This window comes from Cyclobacterium sp. 10D3-21, assembly GCF_055809755.1.
The window spans coordinates 6984564-7010543 of the sequence record NZ_CM147924.1; the positions used below are offsets into that span (position 1 = coordinate 6984564).

The 25980-nt window shown below is 39.0% G+C and carries 18 protein-coding genes; 10 read left to right on the plus strand and 8 right to left on the minus strand.

The window, feature by feature from the left end; translation table 11 throughout:
* Window positions 1-106: 106 nt before the first annotated feature.
* Both AC0L7T_RS27325 and AC0L7T_RS27330 read right to left on the minus strand, forming a co-directional pair.
* Window positions 107-1720, minus strand: a complete 1614-nt coding sequence (locus AC0L7T_RS27325) for a SusD/RagB family nutrient-binding outer membrane lipoprotein (RefSeq protein WP_473339942.1) — start codon at window positions 1718-1720, stop codon at window positions 107-109.
* Between the two features lie 11 nt (window positions 1721-1731).
* Window positions 1732-4800 carry a SusC/RagA family TonB-linked outer membrane protein gene (locus AC0L7T_RS27330; RefSeq protein ID WP_473339944.1) on the minus strand — a complete coding sequence of 1023 codons (3069 nt, stop codon included), beginning with the start codon at window positions 4798-4800 and terminating at the stop codon, window positions 1732-1734.
* 573 nt (window positions 4801-5373) lie between these two features.
* On the opposite strand from AC0L7T_RS27330, the gene AC0L7T_RS27335 reads away from it, so the two are divergent.
* Window positions 5374-7128: a PQQ-dependent sugar dehydrogenase gene (locus AC0L7T_RS27335; protein ID WP_473339946.1), complete on the plus strand. Its 1755-nt coding sequence runs from the start codon at window positions 5374-5376 to the stop codon at window positions 7126-7128.
* A 606-nt stretch (window positions 7129-7734) separates the two neighbouring features.
* Window positions 7735-8913, plus strand: coding sequence for a hypothetical protein (locus AC0L7T_RS27340; protein WP_473339948.1), 1179 nt, complete (start codon window positions 7735-7737; stop codon window positions 8911-8913).
* Between the two features lie 84 nt (window positions 8914-8997).
* On the opposite strand, the gene AC0L7T_RS27345 is transcribed toward AC0L7T_RS27340, so the two are convergent.
* Complete coding sequence (locus AC0L7T_RS27345) at window positions 8998-10281, minus strand: Nramp family divalent metal transporter (protein ID WP_473339949.1); 1284 nt, start codon at window positions 10279-10281, stop codon at window positions 8998-9000.
* Window positions 10282-10483: 202 nt separating this feature from the next.
* Between AC0L7T_RS27345 and AC0L7T_RS27350 the strand changes: the two genes are divergently transcribed.
* From AC0L7T_RS27350 to phnW, 7 genes are all read left to right on the plus strand, one after another.
* Window positions 10484-11755, plus strand: coding sequence for an amidohydrolase/deacetylase family metallohydrolase (locus tag AC0L7T_RS27350; protein WP_473339951.1), 1272 nt, complete (start codon window positions 10484-10486; stop codon window positions 11753-11755).
* A 23-nt stretch (window positions 11756-11778) separates the two neighbouring features.
* The gene (locus tag AC0L7T_RS27355; protein ID WP_473339952.1) at window positions 11779-12999 is read left to right on the plus strand and encodes an amidohydrolase/deacetylase family metallohydrolase; all 1221 of its coding nucleotides are present in this window, start codon (window positions 11779-11781) and stop codon (window positions 12997-12999) included.
* 4 nt (window positions 13000-13003) lie between these two features.
* The gene (locus AC0L7T_RS27360) at window positions 13004-14623 is read left to right on the plus strand and encodes an aminotransferase class V-fold PLP-dependent enzyme (protein WP_473339954.1); all 1620 of its coding nucleotides are present in this window, start codon (window positions 13004-13006) and stop codon (window positions 14621-14623) included.
* 59 nt (window positions 14624-14682) lie between these two features.
* Window positions 14683-15255: a RidA family protein gene (locus AC0L7T_RS27365; protein WP_473339956.1), complete on the plus strand. Its 573-nt coding sequence runs from the start codon at window positions 14683-14685 to the stop codon at window positions 15253-15255.
* Window positions 15256-15368: 113 nt separating this feature from the next.
* Window positions 15369-16559: an ergothioneine biosynthesis protein EgtB gene (gene egtB, locus AC0L7T_RS27370; RefSeq protein ID WP_473339958.1), complete on the plus strand. Its 1191-nt coding sequence runs from the start codon at window positions 15369-15371 to the stop codon at window positions 16557-16559.
* A complete protein-coding gene (gene egtD, locus AC0L7T_RS27375; RefSeq protein WP_473339960.1) occupies window positions 16556-17488 on the plus strand; it encodes an L-histidine N(alpha)-methyltransferase in 933 nt (310 codons plus the stop codon). The genes egtB and egtD overlap by 4 nt, the downstream gene beginning before the upstream one ends.
* A gap of 146 nt (window positions 17489-17634) precedes the next feature.
* Entirely contained in the window at window positions 17635-18765 is a 1131-nt protein-coding gene (gene phnW, locus AC0L7T_RS27380; protein WP_473339962.1) for a 2-aminoethylphosphonate--pyruvate transaminase, read from the plus strand.
* A gap of 98 nt (window positions 18766-18863) precedes the next feature.
* On the opposite strand, the gene AC0L7T_RS27385 is transcribed toward phnW, so the two are convergent.
* Window positions 18864-20321 carry a sialate O-acetylesterase gene (locus tag AC0L7T_RS27385; protein ID WP_473339963.1) on the minus strand — a complete coding sequence of 486 codons (1458 nt, stop codon included), beginning with the start codon at window positions 20319-20321 and terminating at the stop codon, window positions 18864-18866.
* Between the two features lie 406 nt (window positions 20322-20727).
* Here AC0L7T_RS27385 and AC0L7T_RS27390 point away from each other — a divergent pair, with 406 nt between their 5' ends.
* The gene (locus tag AC0L7T_RS27390) at window positions 20728-21357 is read left to right on the plus strand and encodes a hypothetical protein (protein ID WP_473339964.1); all 630 of its coding nucleotides are present in this window, start codon (window positions 20728-20730) and stop codon (window positions 21355-21357) included.
* A 150-nt stretch (window positions 21358-21507) separates the two neighbouring features.
* On the opposite strand, the gene AC0L7T_RS27395 is transcribed toward AC0L7T_RS27390, so the two are convergent.
* From AC0L7T_RS27395 to AC0L7T_RS27410, 4 genes are all read right to left on the minus strand, one after another.
* Window positions 21508-22236 (minus strand): carbon-nitrogen hydrolase family protein, encoded by a 729-nt coding sequence (locus tag AC0L7T_RS27395; RefSeq protein WP_473339966.1) that lies wholly within the window; start codon window positions 22234-22236, stop codon window positions 21508-21510.
* A 580-nt stretch (window positions 22237-22816) separates the two neighbouring features.
* Window positions 22817-23350 (minus strand): hypothetical protein, encoded by a 534-nt coding sequence (locus AC0L7T_RS27400; protein WP_473339968.1) that lies wholly within the window; start codon window positions 23348-23350, stop codon window positions 22817-22819.
* The gene (locus AC0L7T_RS27405) at window positions 23343-23810 is read right to left on the minus strand and encodes an N-acetyltransferase (protein WP_473339970.1); all 468 of its coding nucleotides are present in this window, start codon (window positions 23808-23810) and stop codon (window positions 23343-23345) included. Before AC0L7T_RS27405 ends, AC0L7T_RS27400 begins: the two co-directional genes overlap by 8 nt.
* A gap of 599 nt (window positions 23811-24409) precedes the next feature.
* Window positions 24410-25633 carry an Ntn hydrolase family protein gene (locus AC0L7T_RS27410; protein ID WP_473339971.1) on the minus strand — a complete coding sequence of 408 codons (1224 nt, stop codon included), beginning with the start codon at window positions 25631-25633 and terminating at the stop codon, window positions 24410-24412.
* Window positions 25634-25980 lie beyond the last annotated feature (347 nt).

Below are 25980 nucleotides of genomic sequence, written 5' to 3' on the forward strand. Positions count from 1 at the left end.
TAGGGACTGTAAACAAACTTTCATGGCTAATGTAATTTGATGTAAAAATAAAAAAAGTGCCGTTAAAAACGGCACTTTTCATTTACTTCTTTATTATTAATTCTAATTAAGGCTTAGCATCCCACCAAAGCTTCGTGCTATTCAAGTTTCCTCCTACTAATTCAGGAAATTTTTCAGCAGCTTCAACAGCTTCACGATTATTGGAATATTCGCCAGAAACAAAGATCAACCTAGGCATCACTTCATCTGCAGGTACATATTCATTGTCAGAATTTAAGCGAGGGTATGGTGTTGGGAAATTAGTTCTCCTCAACTCAGCCCAAGCTTCCCAACCATCAGGATAGATGGCGATCCATTTCTGGGTACCAATCTGTTCTAATTGTTGTTCTTTTGTACCACCTGTCATGAATTTTACAGGAATATCTGAATTCGCAGCAATATTCCATTCAGGTTTGTAAGAGTACGTTACATCACTAGGCGTATTATCGCTATTCAAATAAGCAGAGATAGTTGCAGCATCAGCAGCAATTCTTGGCTCTTGCAAAGATAGCGTAATTCCTTTTTCATAGAACTCCTGAGCAGTACCGCCCATGGCCCATCCTTCGGCAGCACCTTCAGCCAATAAAAACTGAGCTTCAGCAGCACTAAGTACTCTCCAAGGTTCTCCAGCTGCACTTCCTCCTCTACCTTCATTTAGGAAGATTGTTCCCATATCTGAATTTAGATCATTCAAATTAGGCGTACCCAATTCTTCTCTGGAAAGTCCATTTCTCAAGCCTTTGTGAGGCATACCAACTCCTGTGTTTTGATAATCAACTGTTTCGCTAAAAAAGATACCAGTTCTAGGATCATCATAACCTACCATTACACTTTCCATCAAAGCACTCATTCTGTACTCACCCCAGTTGGTAATGATCCAATAAGGGTTTCTTGAGTTAACGGTAGTTTGAATCTGTGCGCCATCTGCATTCGTGGCCATTACGCCATCAGCTACAGCTTTTTCCGCTTCAGTTTTAGCCATAGCAGGTTCTACGAACCTAATTCTCATGGCTAGTCTCAACCTAAGTGTATTGGCAAATGTCAACCACTTGTCAACAGAACCACCATATATTTGGTCATGACCAACGAAAGCACTTTTACCAGTATTCTGTTTTAAAACAGCTACTGACTCATCTAACAACTTGAAGAAATCCTTGTAAACATCTTCTTGAGTATCATATGCGACACTGGTTTCACCATTACCAAAATTGGAATAGATAATAGGACCCCAATAATCAGTAATTCTATGGTATCCAGCTACTTTCCAAATTTTAATTATAGCGTTCTCTACTGGAAGCTCATTCGCTTCAGTAAATTCCTCTACAAATTGAATAACCGGTGCAGCTTGTCCATAGTAATAATTCCAAGCACTATTGGACCATCCACCTACTTGTGTATGACGATCAGAGTCAAAGTTTACCTGAGTGGTGGCAAAGTACTGAGAGTACAAGTCACCAAATAAACTTTGGGCAATCTGGAAGCCTGAAGTACCTCCTCCTGGAGCAAGATACATTGCACGAGCCTGAGCATTTGCAAATGCATTACCCAATAGACCAATATCCAGGTTGTCTGCAACAAGTGCATCTGGTCGGGTGTTTAACTCTTCAAAGTTTTCCGTACAAGCACCTAGTGATAGTGCTGCTACGGATAAACCCATTGCTATTTTAGAAATTTTTATCATCTTCAAATTTTTTAAAATCCTAAATTAAGATTAAAACCAAAAGATCTGGCAGTCGGCGGTGCAAAGGAATCAAATCCCTGAGCCGAAGCAGATGTTCCAACGGTTACATCCGGATCAATATTTCCAGCTTCGTTTAGGAAGAAAAATAAATTCCTGGCTACGAAAGAAATACTAACAGAATTCAAAGGCAAGCCCTCTAATTTACTAGCAGGAACAGCATACCCAATTACAGCTTCTCTCATTCTTATGTTTGTAGCAGATACAGAAAATACTTCTCCAATTGGAGCATTTCTACCTCCCATATTTACCCAAAACAGTTCAGCTGTAGTTTCGATCGTATTAGGAACAAATGTTCCATCCTCAAGTTCCATCACTGCAGTTTCATGAGACATGAAATTGTCACCGAAGATTAATCCTCCATCTCTTCCGTAAAGTGTTTCTTCCGTCACACCGTCAGCAAAAGTTACTGCGTTTGTGAAAGATGCAATGCTACCACCTTGTCTGAAATCAATTGTGAAATTGGCTGTGAAATTCTTGTACGTGAAAGTATTTTGAATACCACCAGTCCAAACAGGATTGTAATTCGCAACCCTTACAGTTTTACCAGGAGTTGTTCTAGGAACACCATTGGCACCTATAATTACAGCGCCGTCATCATTTCTTAAATAACCTCTGGAATATACTTCTCCAAACAATTCACCTTCTTCAACTCTAAATTCCCTTAAGAAATCACTTCCTACAACTATACTTGGTCGTTCGTCATTGATCTCATTTACCATAGATATATTTCTGGCAAAGTTTCCAGTAATGTTCCAGTTGAAATCAGCTCTCCTCATAGGAGTGATATTAAGCACTACTTCAATTCCTTCATTTTGCACATCTCCACCATTGGTGAAAAAGCTAGAAGCTCCTGATCCTACAGGCAAGGCAACAGTAAACAACTGATTGAATGAGTTCGTCTTATAATAGGTGAAATCTAAACCCAAACGGTTATCCAAAAATCTTAAGTCAGTACCTACCTCAATAGATCTTGTACTTTCTGGAAGCAAATTAGCATTTGGCAATTGCGTACTCAAGGATACATAACCTCCCAAACCACCTGCACCAAATGAAGCAGTTCTTTGTAATTGGTAAGGGTTGGTATCATTACCTACTTCTGCAAAGGAACCTCTTGCCTTAGCAAAAGTAAACCAGGAAGGGAATTCAACTAAATCAGAGATTACAGCATTTAAACCTACAGATGGGTAGAAAAAAGACCAGTTTTCTCTTGGCAACGTAGATGACCAGTCATTTCTTGCAGTAATATCCAAGAAGATCGCATTTTTCCATGCCAACTGACCAAATCCATAAAGTGAATTCACATCCTTAGGACTTCCTACACCATAGGAAGAACTCACTTGCTGTGTGTTACTCAAAGCAAAGAAATTAGGAACAATCATGTTCTGTCCAGTATTTGAACTTAAGCTGGAATTTCTGTTGATTCTTGAGTTACCACCTGCATTGATATTGAAATACCAATCTTGACTCAATGTTTTCTCGTAAGAGATCAAGAAATCAGTATTGATTTCCATACTTTCTGATTGACCAACTGAGAATCTACCGTTCTGCGCAATGATATAAGTATCATTGTATAGTTTTTCTTCATTTACAGCAAAAGTACGATCCAAAGAAGCTCTACCTAATATGGTCAAGCCTTCAGCCACTTCATAATTCAATGAAGTGAAAGCAATAATTCTGTCAAAGCTATCTTTACTAAGGTTTCTATTCAAAGGCCAGTAAGGATTTGCTCCACCATTGGACCCAGGATTGAAATAGTTTTGACGCGCTTGGCCAGACTCATCTATGTACTCAAAATTAGAAATATCTTCAGTTCTAATATTTCTTGGCAACCTTACAATGTGTCTTGTTGGGTTAGCATAATTCTCGCCCTGAGCAAGTTGGTTGTTGATATCTTGACGGATATAATTGATTTTAGAATCTAAAGTCAATTTATCAGTTAATTTATTGGTCAACCTTAAGTTAATACTGTGTCTTCCCAATTCATTGTTAGGCACAACTCCTGCAGCATCAGTAAAAGTATAAGAGAAATACGTCTGATTTTTGTCATTACCTCCACTGATAGCCAATGTTGTAGCAAGATTGTGACCAGTTTGATAGAAATCACTGATATTGTCTGGCTGAGGTGAAAACGCATAGGTATCTATGCCACTATTCGGGTCCGGAGACCAAAACGCTACAGAAGAACCATCCATTTTAGGACCCCAAGAAAATTCAGAAGTTGGAGAATAATTTCCATTACTTCCCTGACCATAAATATTTTGATAATTAGTCAAGATCAAAGGCTGATCGAACATGTAAGAAGTATTAAGACTTACTTTAAAACCTTCAGTTGATCCTCTTTTTGTAGTTACCACAATGGCACCGTTGTTTGCACGGCTACCATAAAGGGCCGCTGCATTTGGACCTTTCAATACGTTTATACTTGAAATATCATCTGGATTAAGTGTCTCAATTCCTTTAGCAGGAACACCATCTACTATATAAAGAGGCTGACTGTCTCCACTAATGGAACGGTTACCCCTTAATACTACCCTGGTTGATCCACCTACACCACTACCAGAACGGTTAATAGAAAGACCGGCAACTTTACCAGAAAGAGAATTTACTACGTTCAATTCTCTCGCTTGAGTAAGCTCTTCAGTATTTACCTCTTGAGTTGTGTAAGTCAATGCTTTCTTTTCTCTCTCTAAACCAAAAGCAGTAACTACTACTTCTGATAATGCTGATTCTTCTCCAGCAAGAGCTACATTAAGCTCACTGTTATTCCCTACTGCTCTTTCAACTTTCCCATATCCTAAATAGGAGAAAATCAAAACAGTAGATGAACCTGAAACATCCAGCGTATATTTACCATCCATGTCAGTGATGGTTCCTGTACTGGATCCTTTTATCAATATGCTGACTCCCGGTAAAGGAGCATCAGCGTCTGCATCCGTCACAGTACCTGTGACGGTCCGATTCTGGGCCATTGCTTGTATCGTAAACAAGGCCAGAAAAAACACGAGTAATCTTTTTTTCATAAGTAAATGAACAAATTTAATTAAATGACTATTGGAATTTTTCCAATGTTTAATTTTTACTTGAAAATCGCTGAATTCCAGCAATACCTCTCGGACCCACTCCGAGACAATTTAAAATCCAACTAACATAATACTTCCATTAACTCATAATTTAATGAATGCTTTTATAGTATTGACAACTAATAAACATTCAATTGGTTATGAATTAAAATGCAAGGTTATTTATAACTTATGGGTGGATTAAATGCTAATATACTGAAAAATATTTTGCTCATCCAAGCCGTTTACCTTTGAAATAATTTAATTTAAAAAAAATACCTGTTAAAAAGCAAAAATTTTACCAACCCCCGTCAAGTATTCTAATAATTTTTACTAATAAAATACGACATTCTCAAAATTAAACACTTTACGACAACTTTTTCCTACACTTTTATTCCGAGACCCAAAATAAAATCTCTATTTGTATTATTTTATGAATATTGCAATAATTTCTATATAGTCATATCTTTCTAAAAATTTTATTGTTAAATTCTTAGAATTTTATCAATTATCATGAAATTTTGCCCAAAAGAAATGAAAAACTCACATCTACCACTTATAAAAAAATTACTATTTCTTAATCTTTTTTGTATCCTGCTCTTTTCCTGTGGCATCCCTTCAAATTTACCTGAAACAGATCCTAATAATAATGGTATAATCCTGCCCGATGGATTTGGCGCACTGGTAGTTGTAGATAGTATCGGTAAAGCGCGCCACTTGGCAGTAAATACCAATGGCGATATTTATGTAAAACTAAGATATGCCAAAGGTACCGGAAGTAATGTCGCACTTAGGGATACTACTGGTGATGGCAAAGCAAACATTATTACCCACTTCGGAGATTATGAGGATGAAGGAAGCCTTGCCAATGGCATGCGCATCCATGACGGTTATTTATATTACAGTGCTGCTAGAGTGGTGTATAGAAATAAATTGGTACCAGGCAAACTGGTTCCCGACAGCCCGATGGAGATAATCCTTACAGATGACCATGAACACGGAATTCATTGGCACATTACAAAACCAATTTCTTTCGATGATGAAGGATACATGTATGTACCCTTTGGAAGTCCCTCCAATGCCTGTCAGGACATGGCGAACAGACCAGGAGGAATCCCAGGCTCAACCGGCTTAGACCCTTGTCCAGAATTAATCGAACATGGCGGGGTATGGCGATTCAAAATGGATAAATTAAACATGACCCAAAAAGATGGGGAATTGTACGCTACAGGCATTAGAAGTGTAGTGGCCATGGATTATAATAAGGAAGACAAAAATATCTACCTCGTCATGCACGGTAGAGACAACCTCCACTTATTGTATCCAGAGACATTTAGCTCTTGGGAAAGTGCTGTTCTTCCTTCAGAGGAATTTATTCGTGTAGAAAAAGGTGGCGATTATGGCTGGCCTTACTGTTACTATGACCAGATCAAGGGCAAAAAGGTACTTGCCCCTGAATATGGAGGTGATGGTGAAATTGTTGGCCGTTGCGCAGACATGGACGATCCTGTTATGGGATTTCCTGGACACTGGGCACCCAACGACCTGCTATTCTACACGGGAGACCAATTTCCTGATCGATATAAAAATGGTGCTTTCATCGCTTTCCACGGATCCACCAACCGATCACCCTATCAACAGTCTGGCTACTTTGTGGCTTTTGTCCCTTTTAAAAATGGACAACCAAGTGGAGATTGGGAGGTTTTCGCCAATGGTTTCGCAGGCAAAGAACTTATCGTAAATACCAATGATGCGGAATTCAGGCCTATGGGGCTTGCTCAAGGACCGGATGGTTCTTTGTATGTGTCTGATTCAATGGTCGGAAAAATCTGGAGGATACTATATAAAGGAGACAAAGCCACATTTGGAGAGGCTGAATTGGCTAAAATGGAAGCACAAAAGCTGGTTGCCAATATTCGCAACCCACACCCTGAAGAAGACAACCAAGACAAAGGTCAACTCCCGGAAGGTAAAAAAGTATACAATACTTATTGCTCCCCTTGCCACCAAAGAGATGGAAATGGCGCTACTGGAAGAATCCCGGGCCTAAGACATACGGATTGGGTAACCGGAAATAAAGACAAACTTATCAATATCGTTCTTCAGGGACTTGATGGTGAAATCGTGGTGAATGGAGAACCATACGACAATGTAATGCCAGCCCATCAGTTTTTAACCAATGAGCAGATTTCAGAAGTCTTGACCTTTATCCGGCAGAACTTCGATAACAATGCCACTGCCATCTCAAAAGAAGATGTAGCAAAGGTCAGGGCTAAAATCTCAAAATAATAGGCCCAAACAAAATCGTCATTGCGAGGTTTAACATTTTCGAAATGCAGCAATCCAGATGACAATATCACAATGCCGCACCCCAGCGGGGTGCAATCTTTGTAGCCCTAGGTAAGCCGACGCAGGAGGTGCGACCCAGGGTGTAATTGAGTTGGCATTTGTAGGACATTAGCCTCCAGTAAGTTCAACATTGAAACCGCTTTTCGCTAATGTCAGTGGCACCTTACCAGAGAATATTAAAATCTGTCATCAGTAGGATTTGCGGGGCCTTTGCGCCAAGGAAGCCGAAGGAATCTCAAACGTGATAAGATTGCCACACCCTATCCCTATACAACACCACCCCAAAAAAGGTTCGCAGTGACGGTACAAAAAAGAATCATCATTCCGAGGATTTGCAGGGCATTTGCGCCAAGAAAGACGAAGGAATCTCCTACTGATTGGGAATGTCGCACCCTTTCCCAACACAGCAACCCTTCAATTGCAGTATTTGAATTCACACACAATATTTTTATTCCACCTTATTTATAAATAGATTACATCTTTAGTTAAGACCAATCACTAAAAATGTGAGCTATCGTACATCACTAAGCTTTATAAGGAGTTAATATGAGAAGATTCTATACCTTTTTAAATAGTGGAGTATTCATTATAATTCTTGGACTTGTTCTGAGTTGCAATGGCCCAAAGGAAAATACAGCGCAAAAAAAATTTTCCATAACGGTTACGGACTCAATCAATTTTGATAATTTAGATCCCTTACACCTGAAAGGCTTTGATCCACAATCAAACAATTACCTCTTGTCAAATGCCGGAATTGGAGTACGCCAGATTTTCCGGGTAAATGATAAAGGAGCCATTGTTTCCCATTTTACCATTCCTGAGGAAGGCCCAAAAGCACTTGCAAACCCTGGAAGCACAGGTTTTCTTAATGGTGCCATCATTATTTATGACATGGAAAAAGGTTTTGTGAAACTTAATCCTGACTCAAGCATCAGCCCTGAGGCAAAAATCCCATATCCACATAGCTATTTGTTTTTCCCTCCCCACCTACCTTTAATTAAGCAAAGTGGAGAAGCGTTTTATTATCTCAAACCACTTGTTGATGAAGACTTCGTAGATGGTATGGGAGAACAGTTTTATAAAAATTATTACAGTAAGTCGCTACTTGAAAAGCACAATGCTAAAACTGGTGAGACCAAACAATATTTAGAGATTCCCGCACAAAGCATTTTTAAGGACGGCATGAATCACGGCATTTATGTTCCAGTAATTAAAAATAAAGGGAATGACTGGTTGGTCTCAACATGGTTTGATCCCTTTGTTTATCTATACAAAGAAAATCCCGAGGGCATATTATTCGAGAAAGCCATTGATTTGCAAATCTCTGGAATGAACAATTACCAGGGCGTAGAAATGAAAAATAGTGAGCAATTTTTTGATATTAATGGTGGCGCACGCCCAGGAAACGTCAATGACATCCTATTCATGGACGAGTATACGGTAATAGTTTATAGAAAAGGCTTGACGGAAGAGGAACAAAAGGATATAAAGACAAATTTCCCGAATCAAACCAAAATGGAGATGGAAAAGAAAGATGCCTTTTATGCAGTCATCGTGGACAAAGATTACAATGTCCTTGACAGCAACGTCAAATTCCCTCAGGGCGTATATTACCCCAATGCTGTTAACAAAAACAATGAAATAATCGCTTTGAAAAACCCAGATCTATTTGATGTAGAAGAAAATTATGTGACCCTTTATAGAATGGAGTTGAGTTTTGAATAATAATGAGACGTAGCAATCATTCGCCTTTTCTTCCTTGGGCCTCTACCTTATTATTTACATTACAAAGTCCCGCTCATATTCCAATCACAGCAACTCAATCAATGCCACGGCTCCTGTGTAAGAGATGATGCAAGCAAACACAAATGCTGAAAGCAATCCAAAATTAAGCCATAGTCCGGCTTTCTGATCACCCATCAAGGATTTTTGATTGACCAGATACATGATACAGGCAATCACAAGCGGCAATACAAATACCGCAGCCACCTGTGTCAATATTTGAGCAAATATGGGATTGGCACCTAAAATTGGTACTGTTAATCCTACTACACATGCTATTCCTGTTAATACCTTGAAACGAACAGATCCGGTATCCAGCTCTCCTTCTTTATAATCTGCCACTAATAGTGGTGCTACCATTAGTATAGGAAAAATAGAAGACAGACCAGCACTTAAGGCCCCAGTCATAAATAGCGCTACGGCAAATTTACCAGCAACTGGTTCCAACAAATAAACCATGTCCATTACTTTTTCGATTGTCTTGCCCTCTGAATGTAAGGCCCCCGTAGCGGCAGCCATAATGGAGAGGTTGATGATCAACATCAAAATAGCTCCTGTCAATGCATCCCTGGATTGATCCTTGGTATTCGCCGGTCCCCATCCTTTGCCTTTCATCAAAAGTGGCCTCACCACAAAAGTGGGTGCCGCCATGGTGGTACCTACAAAAGCAGCTACTAGTAATTTCCCTCCTGGTACCTGAGGAACACTTGGGATCAATCCCCTGGCCATCTGGCTCGGGTCAGGCAAGACCATAAACATGGAAATGATAAAAGACAATCCCATTATGGTCACAAAAACCACCAGTACTTTCTCAAAAAACGAATATTGACCTACCCACAAAAAGGCATACATCACCAGAATCAAAACGATGGCAATTCCTAGTATTATCCAATAGGAGCTCCCTCCTTCCATGTTTGGAAAAAACAAAAGAATCATTTCATAAATAGCATTGGCACTTAAACCAAGTATTCCAGACAAGGAATTCCATTGGGCGAGAATGATGCCTCCAACAATCAGAAAGGAAATCAATTTGCCTCCTTTTAGTTTGGTTTTAAAACTATAAATGGATGTTTGCCCAGTGACAACAGCATACCTCCCATATGCCTCCATCAGCACCCAGGCAAAAACACAACTCAACACCAAAACCCATAGCAGTTGCATACCAAACTCACTCCCCGCCTTGGCCATAGAGGTTACACTTCCGGTACCTATGGTATAGCCTATACAGAAAATGCCTGGGCCAATCCCAAGCATCCATAACCAAATTTTTTGAATAATAGTATTGTTACTGGTTTTGTTGCCTGGCTCCATTGTTATTGATTTTGGGTAAATTTAAATGAGGTGTTAATTTGTAAATTTTTATTTTGAATAAAAAGAGATTACATTAGATAGATGAAATTTTAATAAAATATGGCTTTGTTTAAACAATTTTTTTTACAATATTTCCGATCCTCTTTTAAGGATAAACCCATTTTCCTTCGTGATATAGTTCCTAACCTCTCATTCACTCCCCATGTCTATTACTAATCTCCTTAATAAATCATTAGCAATTTTCCTTTGCACTAGCCTACTGATTTCATTTAGCGCTAATGCACAAGAAATTGACTTATTACTTAAAGGTGGCCATGTAATAGACCCCAAAAATGGGATCAGTGAAACCATGGATATTGGCATTACTGGAAAGAATATTGTAAAGATAGCCAAAAACATTCCAGAAAACACAGCGAAAAAAACCATCGATCTTAAAGGTTATTATGTCACTCCCGGGCTCATAGACATGCACGTTCATGTTTTTAATGGTGCGGATACAGAATCCTACATAGCCAATGCATTGACAAGTTTACCACCCGATGGTTTTACTTTCAGGTCTGGTGTAACTACTGTAGTCGATGCGGGTTCCTCGGGCTGGCGAAATTTCCGTCAATTCAAAAAACAAACCATCGACCAATCAAAAACCAGAGTACTGGCCCTATTGAACATAGTAGGCACCGGGATGTACGGCCGACTGGAAGAGCAAGATGTCACGGACATGAATCCAACCATGACTGCCAACATGATTACAAAAATGTTTCCTGATATTTTGGTAGGAATAAAATCAGCTCATTATTGGGGAGACTTCACCCAAGTAGACTTGGCGGTGGAAGCAGGGAAATTGGCTGAAGTGCCAGTAATGGTGGATTTTGGTGAACACCAGCCTACCAATTCTATTGAAGCATTGTTTATGAAGCACCTTAGACCTGGGGATATTTTCACGCACACCTTTTCTTATGGGCCTAATAATAGAGAAACAATCGTTGATGAAGACCTTAAAGTCAAACCCTTTGTATTTGAAGCACAGAAAAGAGGTATAAATTTCGACGTTGGACATGGAGGGGGCGCTTTTTCTTTTCGTCAGGCGATCCCAGCCATACAACAAGGTTTTTTACCTGATGTAATAAGCTCTGACCTTCATAGCCAAAGCATGAACAGTGGTTTTAAAGACATGGCCAACCTATTGTCAAAATTCATGAACATGGGATTGACCATGGAAGAAGTGGTCCTTAGAGCAACCTGGAACCCTGCACAAGTAATAAACCGAAAAGAGCTGGGCCACCTGGATGTTGGAACTGAAGCAGACATCGCTATTTTTACGCTTAGAAAAGGAGATTTTGGGTTTTTGGACATCCGAAGAACCAAAATAGATGGAGACAAACGATTGGAGACTGAAATGACCATCAGAGCCGGTAGAGTAGTATGGGACCTTAATGGGTTGAGTGTCCCTTACTGGGAATCAGAGTTTAAATAGTAAAAATAGCGTAAAAGACAACCATGAGGTTTTTTCTTATTATATGCTTTTGTATCGCTTACAATTTGCAGGCAATTGGCCAGGAATATGATTTTCTCATAAGAGGGGCTTACCTCATTGATGCAAAAAATGATATCCGTGATACCATGGATGTCGCCGTATCGGATGGAAAAATAGCAGCTGTCTCTAAAAATATTCCTGTAAACCTGGCGAAGAAGGTAATTGAAGCTTCAGGACTAATTCTTAGTCCTGGTTTGATAGATCCGCACACCCATGTATTTGTAGGCAGCAAAAGCAAAACTTTTGCGGATGGGTTTAACAGTGTATCACCTGACGATTTCAGTTTCCGTTCCGGCATCACTACTGTCGTAGATGCAGGCACCTCTGGATGGCGAAATTTCGAGACTTTCAAAACAAATGTTATCGACGCCTCAAAAACCAGGGTTTTAGCGTTTCTAAATATATCAGGAACGGGAATGAGCGGTGATTCTACTCAAGAGAACCTATCTGACATGGATGCGGAAAAGGCATATGAGACTTTGAAGCAGTACCCAGATATTTTGGTAGGTATTAAAATTGGACATTATACGGGCACCGACTGGCTTCCTTTTGACAATGCATTACTAGCTTCGGGAAGAGCTGGAAAACCTATACTGGTAGAATGTCACTTGCCGGAGTATTCGCTTGAAGACCAACTGAACAAAATGCGCCCGGGAGACATCATCACTCATAGCTTTGAAGAAATAGATGAAAGATTACCCATCATAGATTCAGAGGGCAGGTTACATCCTTTTGTGAAGGCGGCCTATGAAAGAGGAATTAATTTCGATGTAGGCCATGGCGGTGCTGGCTTTTGGTTCAGTCAAGCCATTCCTGCCTACCAGCAGGGTTTGGTTCCCAATTCATTTGGTACAGACCTCCATCGCTTTAGCATGAATAGCGGAATGAAGAACATGTTGAATGTCATGTCCAAATTCATTAATATCGGAATGAGCGTAGAAGATGTTATTGAAAAAGCTTCTTGGAAAACTGCACAGGCAATACACAGAGAAGATCTGGGCCATCTAAGTGTAGGTGCAGTGGCTGATTTAACTTTAATAGGATTACTCGAAGGGGACTTCGGCTTTATTGATGCAGGAAAAAAGAAAATTGAAGGTAAATATAAATTAGAAACAGAGCTGACCATGAAAGACGGAAAAGTCGTCTATGACCTCAATGGCTTGGCAGCAGACAAATACCACTAAAATTATGGATAGAAGAGAAATGTTGAAAAACCTGGCCATCCTTCCCGTTGGAGGAGGCCTTATGAGTATGTCGCCACTTATGGCTTCACCGGATAAAAATGTTGCCAAGGGACCACTTGCCCTTGATGAGGATATTTATAAATCAATTGGAGTGGTTCCAATTATCAATTGTCGGGGTACTTTCACGATTATAGGTGGTTCTATCGAACGACCAGAAGTACACGCAGCCATGGCCGCAGCCTCAAAAAACTTCGTTCAATACGATGAATTGGCATTTGCCATTGGAGAAAGGCTTTCTGAAATCACCAAAGCTGAATTCGGTATTGTCACCGCAGGTTGTGCGGCAGCGATGAAGCATGGTACTGCCGCTTGTGTTACAGGAGGTAATCCTGAAAAATTGCTCAGAATTCCTGACTTATCCGGACTGGATAAAACCGAAGTAATCATCCCAAGGCATTCCAGAAATGTTTATGACCATGCGGTTAGAAATATTGGGATTACGGTGGTAGAAGTTCACAGTATGGAAGAGTTGGAAAAAGCCATCAATCCTAAAACTGCCATGATCTATTTGCTGGCAAATGGAAGTTCTGCTACCGGACAACCTATGTCGGTAGAAGCCATTGCCAAAGTAGCAAAAAAACAAAGCATCCCAATTATGGTAGATGCTGCAGCTGAAAACCTTAGTATTCCAGTAGTGCATTTTGAGCGTGGTGCAGACATGGTAGCTTACAGTGGTGGGAAAGCCATGTGTGGCCCTCAATGTGCCGGACTTTTACTAGGCAGAAAAGACCTGATGCTTTCTGCATGGCAGGCAAGCTCTCCGCATCACGGACCAGGAAGAGACAATAAAGTAGGGAAAGAGGAAATGCTGGGAATGCTCGCAGCAGTAGAAGCCTGGACTACCAGAGACCATGATAAAGAATGGGACCGATGGATGGAATGGCTAAACCTAATCGCAGAGAAAGCCACCAAAATAAAAGGTGTAACCCACGAAATAACCCTTCCCGACAGCCTTAACAATAGAGCTCCAGGATTAATAGTTAGTTGGGATCCAACACAATTGAATATTACAGGCGAAGAAGTTGCTGAGCTATTCGGCAGGTCTGAACCAAGAATTGCAATTGGAAGTGGTAACAAAGATGGATTGACCTCAATCAATGTTACCCCTAGCCAAATGCAGGATGGAGAAGCAAAAGTAGTGGCAAAAAGACTACATGATACCTTATCTAAAAAGAGACCTACACCTGATACATCGATGGCTTCACCAGCTTCAGACATTTCTGGAAGGTGGAACGTAGAAATGACTTTCTTTAGCAGCGAAAGCACACATCACATGATGCTTGAGCAAGATGGCAACTGGCTAAACGGAACGCATCAAAGTGATTTTGCAGAGCAGGATGTCTATGGTACCATTGAAGGAGACACAATAAAAATCAGAAGTCATTTCAGAAAACCTGGTGATTCTGTTGTTTACATGTTTACTGGCAAGTTAAAAAATGGCCAAATATCAGGAGAGGTATTTATGGGTGAATACTTAACTGCCCAGTTTACTGCCAAAAAATGGGAAAGCAAACAGCGGAAACAAAAGATTTCCGTACCAGGTGGGCCTCCATTGGCAACTTGATCCGTTGCTTTCAAAAGTAAAACACCACAAAAAATTGAATTAAAAAAATAAATCATACGATGAGAAAAATTGCATTATTAGTGTTTATTCCTTTCTTATGTTTAGCCGGATGTGGTGGACCACCATCCTCCAATAAAAAAGAGGCCGCTACAGAACAGAAAACAGATGGAATAGATGCCGAGCAAAGAATCAAAGATTTGGGAATCGAGCTTATCACCCCGAAACCGCCGACAGCCAATTACCTTAAGGCAAAAACTTTAGGCAATGTGGTTTATCTGGCTGGGACCGGACCTGACAGACCTGATGGTTCTCAAGTGACAGGAAAATTGGGCAGTGAAATCAGTCTGGAAGAAGGCATAGCAGCAGCCCGTTTTGCAGGTATCTCGCTACTTTCCTCTTTGAAAGCTGAAATAGGAGACCTAAATCGAGTTAAAAACATCGTTCGTGCCAAAGGCATGGTCAACGCAGATCCTTCTTTTACCCAACATTCACAAGTCATCAATGGCTTTTCAGATTTGATGGTAGAAGTATTTGGCGAAAAAGGAAAGCATGCCCGAGCTGCCATTGGTATGGGTTCATTGCCATCCAATATTTCTGTTGAAATAGAGATGATAGTAGAGCTTTATGACTAATCAATATATAGTTATAAGAATTTTAGCCCGATAATTGCTAAAAAGATGGGGATGGTGAAAACCATCCCTATCTTTATTTGTTAGAAACAATAACCCAACAAAAATTAGTTTTCATGGCAAGGGAATTAAAGCAGCAATCACTAACAATCCCAATACTTTTAGACAGGTTTAAAACTTGTCGGATGCAAACCGAGAAAATATGTGCGCCACTACAAGTGGAAGATTATGTTCCTCAACCAATAGCTGAAGTATCTCCACCCAAATGGCACCTGGCACATAGCACCTGGTTTTTTGAACAGTTTTTATTAATCCCTTTCTCCAGTAGTTACGCGGTATACGATGAAGACTTCGCCTTTTTGTTCAATAGCTATTACAACAATGCTGGCGACAGGGTCTTGCGCCCGAACAGAGGACTGATGAGTCGGCCACCTGTGAATGAAGTATTGTCCTATCGAAAGTATGTTACTGATGCAGTGTTTGCATTATTTGAAAGTGATGAGCCCAGCAAAGAAATGCTGGACATTCTTGAACTTGGGATCAACCACGAACAACAACATCAGGAATTACTTGTCTACGACATTAAATACATTTTGGGCAATCAGCCTACCTTCCCCATTTATGGAGACCTTTTTTCCAGCAAGCCTGAAATTCAGGAAGCAGGTTGGGTGGAAATTACTGAAGGGATAAAACAAATTGGTTTTTCTGGTGATGGCTTCTCCTATGACAATGAATTAGGAAAACACCGCGTCTTTTTAGAACCTTATAGTATCTCCAAAAACCTGGTTACCAATCAGGAATACATGGAATTTATTGTGTCTGGAGGTTATACAGACTTTAACCTTTGGCATTCTGATGGCTGGGACCATATCAGTAAAAATGGAATAAAAGCCCCCCTATATTGGCACAAAGTAAAAGGTGAATGGCAGAACTATACCTTTAACGGGTTGCAACCCATTAATCCGGATTTACCTGTTCAACACGTAAGTTTTTATGAAGCTTATGCTTTTGCGGAATGGAAAGGCATGAGATTGCCCACAGAATTTGAATGGGAGGTAGCGGCCGACCAATTTAGCTGGGGTCAACTTTGGGAATGGACAGCAAGTGCCTATTTACCCTACCCAGGTTTTAAAAAGGCCCCAGGTGCTTTGGGAGAGTACAACGGTAAATTTATGGTCAATCAGCAAGTGCTCAGAGGTGCGTCTGCTGCCACAGCTGCCAACCATAGCAGAAAAACTTACCGTAATTTCTTTGCTCCCCCTTCCCAATGGATTTTTTCAGGAATCAGACTTGCCCAATCAATATGACCAACAAAATTTTTGAGAAAGACATTCTAAAAGGTCTTGCCTCACAACCCAAACAGCTTTCCTCTAAGTATTTTTATGACGATAAAGGCTCTGCAATATTTCAGGAAATCATGCAGATGGATAGTTATTATCTGCCGGGATGTGAAACTGAAATTTTACGTAATAGAAGCCATGAGATAATAGACTTTCTTCCAAACGACAATTATGATGTCGTAGAATTGGGTGCAGGAGATGGAACAAAAACAGCCATTTTCCTTGAAGCAATACTTAAAGCTGGGAAAGAAATAAATTACTTACCCCTTGATATTTCTTCTGATATTCTAGAATTCAATAAGAAAGTGATTGGTGATAAGTTTCCAGATTTAAACATATTGCCCATAGCTGGGGATTATTTTCAAACACTTGAAAAAATCAAACCCAGGCAAAACCCGAAAATTGTCCTATTTATGGGAAGTAATATCGGTAATTTTGAAGGGGAAAAAGCGGTAGAATTTCTACAGTTTGTTCGTCAATATTTAACTGATGGCGATTTTTTCATGCTTGGAGCAGATTTGAAAAAACACCCACATACCATTTTAATGGCTTATGACGACCCTGAAGGAATCACCAAAAGATTTAACCTGAACCTCCTTCACCGTATCAATAGAGAATTGGAGGGGAATTTTGTTCCCGAAGACTTTGACCACTTTGCAAGTTACGATCCCTTAAGTGGTACCACCAAAAGTTTCCTTATCAGCAAAGTTCAGCAAAATGTTCAGGTGGCAGGTCAAACAATTGCCTTTGAAAGAAACGAACCTGTACACATGGAGATCTCCCAAAAATACAACCTTTCGGACCTCGATTATTTACGTGAAAAAGCAGGGTTTAAGACGGAACACCATTTCACAGACAGCCAAAGGTATTTTAGCATTAGCCTTTTTGAGTACTAAAAACAGAAAGAACTTAAATTCCTTTTTACTGAAATAAAGTATATATTTAGACAATCTCAGACAGTGAGCGATGGCGAAACTGTCTGAGATTTTATTCATTAATAATATACCTTTTTGACAGGATCCAATCCCAAGATCAATTATATTTGATTGAAGAATCCACAGAAATTTACTTTAAAATGATACCTGAAAATCCTTATTTGCTGCTTACTCCAGGCCCTTTGAGTACAAGTAAAACAGTTAGAGAGGCCATGAACCGCGACTGGTGTACCTGGGATGAAGACTACAAAACAATTGTACAAAATATCCGCAGTTCTTTACTTGCCTTAAGCAAGGGAGGCGATTCCTACACTACCGTTTTAATGCAGGGAAGTGGTACTTTTTCAGTAGAAGCCGTCTTGTGGACCTGTTTAAAACCAAAAGATAAAATTTTGGTAATTTCAAATGGTGCTTATGGTAAACGGATGGCTAAGATTGTTTCTTTGATGGGCATCGGTTTGGAGGTTTTGGAAATGGAAGAACACTTGCAACCTGAACCGGAAAAAGTAGAGGAATTGCTAAAGCAAAATCCAGACATTACCCATATAGGAATGGTTCACAGTGAGACCACCACAGGTATGCTAAATGATTATGCGCCAATTGCATTATTGGCCGAGCAATACAACAAGTGCTTTATTCTAGATGCCATGAGTAGCTTTGGGGGAATACCGCTTGACATCCGTTCTCCTAAAATTGATTTTCTGATCAGTAGCGCCAATAAATGCATTCAAGGCGTACCTGGTTTCGGTTTTATCATTGCCCGAAGAGAGGTTCTTCAAGCATGCAAAGGCAATTCAAAAAGCCATTCCTTAGACCTTTACGACCAATGGGAGGCCATGGAAAATGACCCTGGAAAATGGCGATTTACTTCTCCTACCCATACCGTAAGGGCATTTTTACAAGCCCTCGAAGAATTAAAAGAAGAAGGAGGCATTTCTGCCCGGAACAAAAGGTATGTCAATAACCACCAGACTTTGGTAAAGGGAATGAAGAAACTGGGAATAGAAGCCTTCCTTTCTGAAGAAAATCAGTCCCCCATTATTACCGCTTTTCATGAACCCTCAAGTCCTTACTTCTCTTTCAATAAATTGTATCATTTGCTTAAAGAAGAAGGTTTTGTAATTTACCCAGGAAAGGTGTCCAAAGCCGCAACTTTTAGAATTGGGCATATTGGTCATGTATTCCCAGAGGACATACAGCGGCTAATCGCTGCTATAGAAAAAATCAAATTTTGGTAACTAATCCTATCTCGAATCCTGTTTAACCATAAAAAAAACCTCCGGACTGCTGTGTTTAATAATGCAGCAATCCAGAGGTTTTATTTTATTAAGCTAACTTATTTTTTACCATAAGTAATGCCATTCCAATCATCTGTTCTGAATGGATCGGCAGGAAGCCCTTCTTTGTTGTATACATTAACATCATCAGGATTGTCCGCCCAACCGTATCTTACAGCAACTGGGTTTTTGATGTCTCCAGTTTCCAAAACGATTTGATCGCCATCTTGCTGACCTGATACCCAATGGAATTTCTTGTCGGGACCTGCAACTGCAAATCCTTTGACATAACCGTATTTGTCATTAACCATTAAGCCTGAACCGATATGGTCAAAGCTAATACGGATTTGGTTGCCTTGAATTTCCATGGATTTATAGGTAGGTCCACTGTAAACCACATCCATACCGTAAGCGATTTTCTTTGCTCCTTTGGCAAGGCGCTCTCCAACAGTCCATTTGTCTCTAGGGTGAATGTCTTTAGCTTCACCTTTATCGATGATCACCGCCTGTGCGGTATTGGGAAGAGACAAGGTCATGGTTTGTGCTTCTCTTAACTCTGCCCAGTCACTGTCCTCAGGATCAGCTTTTGGCTGTTTGTAATTGGCGAGTTGTACCCATAGAAAAGGGAAGTCTCCCTGACCCCATTGTGCTCTCCAGTCTTCAATCATTAAAGGGAAGATTTCCCTGTATTGATAAGCTCTTGGCGCATTGGATTCACCCTGATACCAAAGAGCACCTTTGATCCCAAATGGAATGATTGGTTCAAGCATGCCATAAAACAAGCTGGATGGCCAGCTGTTTGGACTTTTTTGTTTTAGGTTGGGATCAGAAAAATCCTTAGGTCCTTCAGTCTGATTTGTGGTTACCCTTTCTTTGAAATCAGGATGCGTCAACAAAGCATCTGCACTGGTCCAGGCTTCTGAAAGTGTACCACCCCAGTTGATGTCCAATAGGCCAACGGCCACATCCATGTCTGACTCAATCCTTCTGGCAAAATAATAACCAATGGCTGAAAAGTTGGCCACTGTCTCAGGAGAACAAATAGACCATTTGGCCTCAGGAACTTCTTCTATCTCCTCCAGGCTGAGGTTTCGTCCAACTTCAAAAAGTCGGATATTAGGATGGTTTGCCGCCTTGACACTGTCTTCACCACTAATTGTCTTTATCAAAGGCCACTCCATATTGGATTGTCCCCCGAGCAACCAAACATCGCCCATCATGACGTTTTCCAAAACTTGGGATTCCTTTTTGGTATTGACGGAAAGAATATAAGGTCCTCCTTTAGGAAAAGCGTCCATTTTCAACATCCACTGTCCTTCTTTATCTGCTTTTACACGGTATTTTTTACCCTGAAAGGTCACATTGACCCACTGTTTAGGATCTGCTTTACCCCAAACAGGTATTTCCTGGCCTCGCTGCAATACCATATGGTCAGCAAAAACCTTCGGCAATTCTAATTCTGCCTTTACCTGAAACAGGATCAGGAATAAAGCAGCAAATAATACTATTTTTTTCATCGTATTTGGATTTGGTTATTTTAAAAAAGAATTGATAATATACGATTTTTGCCCTAAAATTCAGTGATCGGATTGTATAAGAGAAGAAAGGTTTTTATTAAGGCATAAATCAAGGTGATAAAAAAAGAGCCGTTGGAAAAAAAATAAGGTAAAACCATTTGATCCTCCCTATTCTCTTAAATCAAAACCGAAATTACAATCGGTTTTTACACCCTATATTTACTTAGCCCCCCTTTTGATATATTTACGAAAACTCGTTTCCAGATTTATTTTGAATTATTTAAGACTTAGTTTAACTTTAACTGGTATTAATATCTACGTCACAGTAAGCAAAATAATTGCCGTAGCACAAAACTCCAAAAGTTGGATCCAATAGGCAAGGGAATCACATTTTAAGGATTTGATTATGAACAGGATAGTATTAGCCGCCGCCTTTTTTATAGCCACGGGACTAACTGCAATTGCCCAACCTAATGTTGAGAATTATTCAGTAAAGGGTGAAAAAATATTTGGCCTGGGGACTACCTTAAACAACACCAGGTATTTTCAAGGCAACAATAGTATGTACAAAGAATTGTTTTTAGATTATGGCCTTGGCGAATTTATAAGTACGGGAGTATTTGTTGGTTATCAAAAGAGGCAATACTCCTTTTTATCTGTAGTGGGGTCAGACAGTAAAGTTTTATATTACGACCAAAATTTCATCCCTATAGGATTAAGAGCTACCGTACACCTAACCTCATTTTTGAGCAATCAATTGCAAGTCCATCTTAAGCCCGAAAAGTGGGATGTATATATTAAGTATTATGCTGGTGTAACTTTAAACACCGTAGATGATAAATTTGACAGATCGAATAGTCATCTGCCTGAAGATCAAGTCAACTATATGCTTTACCAAACAAATGAGGACCTCAATTATGCTGCAGGATTATTGACCGGTGTCGGTTTTTATCCTGTCAAAAATTTCGGTTTCTTTTTTGAAGGAGGCTACGGCCCTATGGGGAATTTCAATGTAGGCATTGTGGCCAGGTATTAATAAAGCTAACTCTATCATCCCGGATTATGAAATAGGATTTTAGGACTAAAATTTTCCGATAGGTTAGGCCATAAAATACTACAAATATCCCATCTCGAAATTAATTGGTATTAATTCTAAAATCGACCAAATAATTCCTTTTTTTTCAATTTATACTTGTTCAATTTCTATTACTTCATTTACCGTATCGAATATTAATAACCCTTGATTTTTGTCATCTAATTTCCCAATTATTTGACCTTTGTTGTTCCAAACTGCACTTTGTCCCACACCAATAAAGTTGTCGCAAGGGCCAATGCAATTCGACATTAAAATTGGGGTTTTGTATTCAATTGCGGTTTTGGAAAAATACTTGTAGGACTTTTCAATACCGTCCTTAGATTTTGCTACACTGGCAATGTAAATATCAATTCCCTGTTGGTGGGCATTTTTAAAATGTTCTCTTTGTAAAGTTTCATAGCAAATCCCAACCGCAATCTTTTTTCTTTTAATATTTAGTAAATTTTGTTTGTTTCCACATACAAAGTACGGTAGCTCGTCTGAATGTAATAATTGCTTGGAATACACAGCTCCCTTATGGTTGGGCTGAAAAATCAACATACTGATGTTTATTCCTTCAGCAGATTTTGTAGGCATGCCTAATCCAATCGTAATCTTATTTCTATCCGCTAGTTCTTGAAATGGATTGAAAAGGCTGTTATCTATAGCTGTTGCAAGTTTTTTGGCAATGGAAGGTTCGTAGTTGGTTATAGACAGTTCAGGGAAAATTATCAAGTCCGCATTGTGCTTTATGGCACGTAGAATTAATTCCAAGTGATTTTGGATGTTCAATTGAATGTTTCCTTTTTCAGAACTTGTTTGGGCAATACAAATTTTCATCGCATGAATAGTTTGGTTGAATTGCCCCTAGACTCTCGCCTCATAGCCATTTCTCCATTCCCTATAAAGATACAACGAAGCAAATGATATCAACTAGCAGGAAAAGAATAATATCCCTGTTTCCTAATTCCGCACAAAAAGTAGGCTCCCATCATAAAATATCAATTCCAGCTCTAGGCTCCTGTCCAACCCCTTCCAGATTTGATAGATGCTTTTCTATCCACGGGTGCTACCTGTAGCTTATGTTAATTGAAGCCTTTAGGCTTCTTAAATATCAAATAAGTCATATTTCAAAAATTAACTTCTCAATAGGAATGGGCTTTAGCCCATTTTTAAAGATGGCAATACAGCATCCGGCTTTAGCCAAAATTAAGGTAAAAATAGTGTTAATATTGAATTGAACTTTGCCATAGGGAAGATGGCTGCAAATTATTTTATTTTAGGATTCAATAGGTTCCGTTATAAATATATAAATCAAAAATCCTCAATCTTCACTTAATAAGCTGATCCCTGAGCCTGTGGTCCCTGAGCCTGGAGAAGGGGTCCAGCCGTCAGGAAACTAGGTTATTAGGCAATAGTATTATTCTAAAATTTCTTTATTTCTAACATGCTTTGATTCAGTTTTATCCCATTTTTCAGATGAAGAAAGAAAATCACAAACTTTATCTTGATAATATACTTTAGGCCATAATTCTTTTTCAAATTCACAAACATTCTTATAAACAGATTCAGAATGAACTATTAATCTATATATAAAGATGTCTTTAGGTTCACGATGATTATTTATCACGTGACTTAATGTAGTTGGTTCGATGTTTATATCAAATGCAAAATTTTTTCTTTTATCATATAGAATATCAACATAGCTTTCTAGAAATTTAGGAAAATAAGGCTGATGATGGCAAATCGGATTTTCTAAATATTCCTCCATTCGATATTTAAGTTGCAATAACTTGGATTTAATTATGTCTTTTTCTTTCCTTTTTCTAAACCTTAATTCTCGGGCACGCAAAATAGCCTCACGTTCTAATAATTTTTCCTCATCAGATAAATTACGTGAGTCAATTAAATATTTGAACTCATCCAATTCGTTGTTTACTGTCTTTTTACCCATGATCGTATTTTCTAATTAATTGAATTAATTCGTCTCCATCTAAAAATAAACTTTGTCCTGCTTCAAGCATGAAAAATTCTTTCATGTAATACTCTTTCAATTTTGTTTTTGGAATAAGGGAAATACATGCCCATTCTTCGAACAATTTTATAGACAATTTTCCAACAAATGCGATTAAACATCCAACAATATTATCATACTTTTTATTTTTCCCTCTATTTTCCTTTGATACGGCCAATAGTCTAATTGAAATTCTAGATTCGCTTTCGATAACCTCTAAAGAAATCAGACCTAAAATGTCCTTTTGTTCTTTTATTTGGATTTTATATAAACCATAGTCCTTTTCTTCTTCCCAATTGAACCAATAACGAGCTTTATTGATAGATTTAAAATCCTCCTCAACTACAGGGATAATTTCAATTTTATAGGTTTTTCCCGAGTTGATTTCAATGATATTCATAATCAAAAATACAAAAAGTATACCAAATACGCATATAATTAACTATAATAGTTGCAGTAATCGTAAATAATATCCAAAGTGAATGATAGAAGACGTATACAATATTATTGCCAACGGTCTCGTATAACTATCAGATAGGGGTTAATATGCTTTGATCTTCGGTTAAGCATAGGCTTTATGGTTGCCACCCTTTGCGGCAAGAGACCTCCCTCTCACAGCCTGCCCTGAATCATCAGGGTTTTGCATTTATCCATCTATAACCACGCCACCCCTATGACTCCGGTAGACCATTGCTCTTCAAACTGCTATTAATCCATGCAAGTTTCCAGGGCTTGGGACCGTCAAAACGCTCCCCATCTACAAATACACTTCTCAAAGCTACTTCGGGTTCACACTTATGTATTTAGCTTGCACATTTGAGCATATCGAGCTTCAGCGAAACCCTCACGGGTTTAACTGTCGGGAACTCTACTAAATGAACAGCAAATTATTTAGGTAGGATTTACACCTACTGGATTACAAAAGCTTCGTAGGCTTAATATTTGTAAATATCTAGAAAGTATCTAATCCAATCAACTTTTGCAAGCACCCCAGTTAGTCTATGAATTTTTATCGCCTGTTAGATGTCGTTTATTTCGCCAAATCCAAATAATTGCAAATAATACTGCGAATATTACGACTACTAATATTCCATAAATAATTGGAGCTTCAATACCTGATTTATCAATACTTCGAAGCTTATTGTTAATCGATACTCTATTGGACTTTGAAATGTTCTGATTTGCAATAATGGAAAGAATATTTGCATCTCTAGTAGTCTCAATAACCTGACTAATTAAATTTTCATCTTTAGAAAAAACCAGGTTACCATCTGCTTGATCTAGTTCAAACAAAATACCCAATAAGAATAGTTTGAGTTTTTCCTCTCTAAGTGAAGAACCAGCAATTGAATTCACTATTTCCAAACTAACACCAAAACCTTCCAAGAGAAAGGCTTCATAGGCCTTCACAAGAGGCTGGTTAACAAAGAGCTTTCGAATTAAAAAAGTGGTATCGCCCAAAGCAATCAAATCATTAAATGTAGTTTTATAGGGGTTTTCATAGTCCCATCCATAGTAAAACCAAATTTCGCCGGTAGATAAGTTATGAATATTTGAATATATAGTAAAAGCATCTTTTCTCTGACTTGTCGATTCGCATATGCTGCTAAATAATTCGAAACCCGGATTGGCATTATTCAGCATTGATTGGGCTATTGGATAGCGCCAGCACTTTTTGTAATCATCATCATCATGACTAAGATCGTAATTTGTTGATATCTGAAAATTTCCATTAGATAACCATGAACTATCTGCAGTAATTATTCCCAAATTGCCCCTCTTATCTGAGAAGTGAAGTTGAGCTCCTTGCATCCAAGGAATTTTATACTTATTGAATATTTTGATCACCTCTGGAACAGATTTACAACGCTCTAAAACGAAGGTTAATATTTTATGAATTTCACCCGGGAAGGTTTCTTTCATATCAAAATCTTTTATTTCAGAAGATTCTACCGCGTTACCGTCGTAGAATAAACCTGATTCATTTACTCCACCTTGAGGAAAGCCATTGTTGTAATGGAAGAAGAAATAAGCTTGGGTTGAATCTGATTTAGGAGCAATTGTGATCTGAGTGGTGAAATCAAAAAAGTGAAAATCTTCATTATTACCCGCCCAGATATATCCATGGTCATCTTTTGAGCAGAAAATGGTACACGACCATGAATGTACTGGAATTGCAAAAGTCAGAATAAAAAACACTGAAAATTTTAAGTATTCATTCATGAGCGTTTCTTGATGAAATCGTAGAGTAGAGCCTAATAGGCTACTTTATTTATACTTATAAAGATAATAATAAGAAGTAAACTTGTAGCCACTGACAGTTATGTAATATTGCCCTTGTTCTTAATCAAGACAAAAGGTGGCTTTCCAGGTTATAAAGGCACTTGTTCAACCCACTCAGGGGTTGGAGAATTTAGGGATTCTTACCTGTCCACGGATGCCACCCGTGGATATTGTTATTGAAGCCCCTCAGGCTTCTTGAATATCAAATGAGCCATATTCCTAAAAGTAGCTACTCAGTAGGAATGGGCTTTATCCCATTTTTAAAGACGATAACACAGCATCCGGCT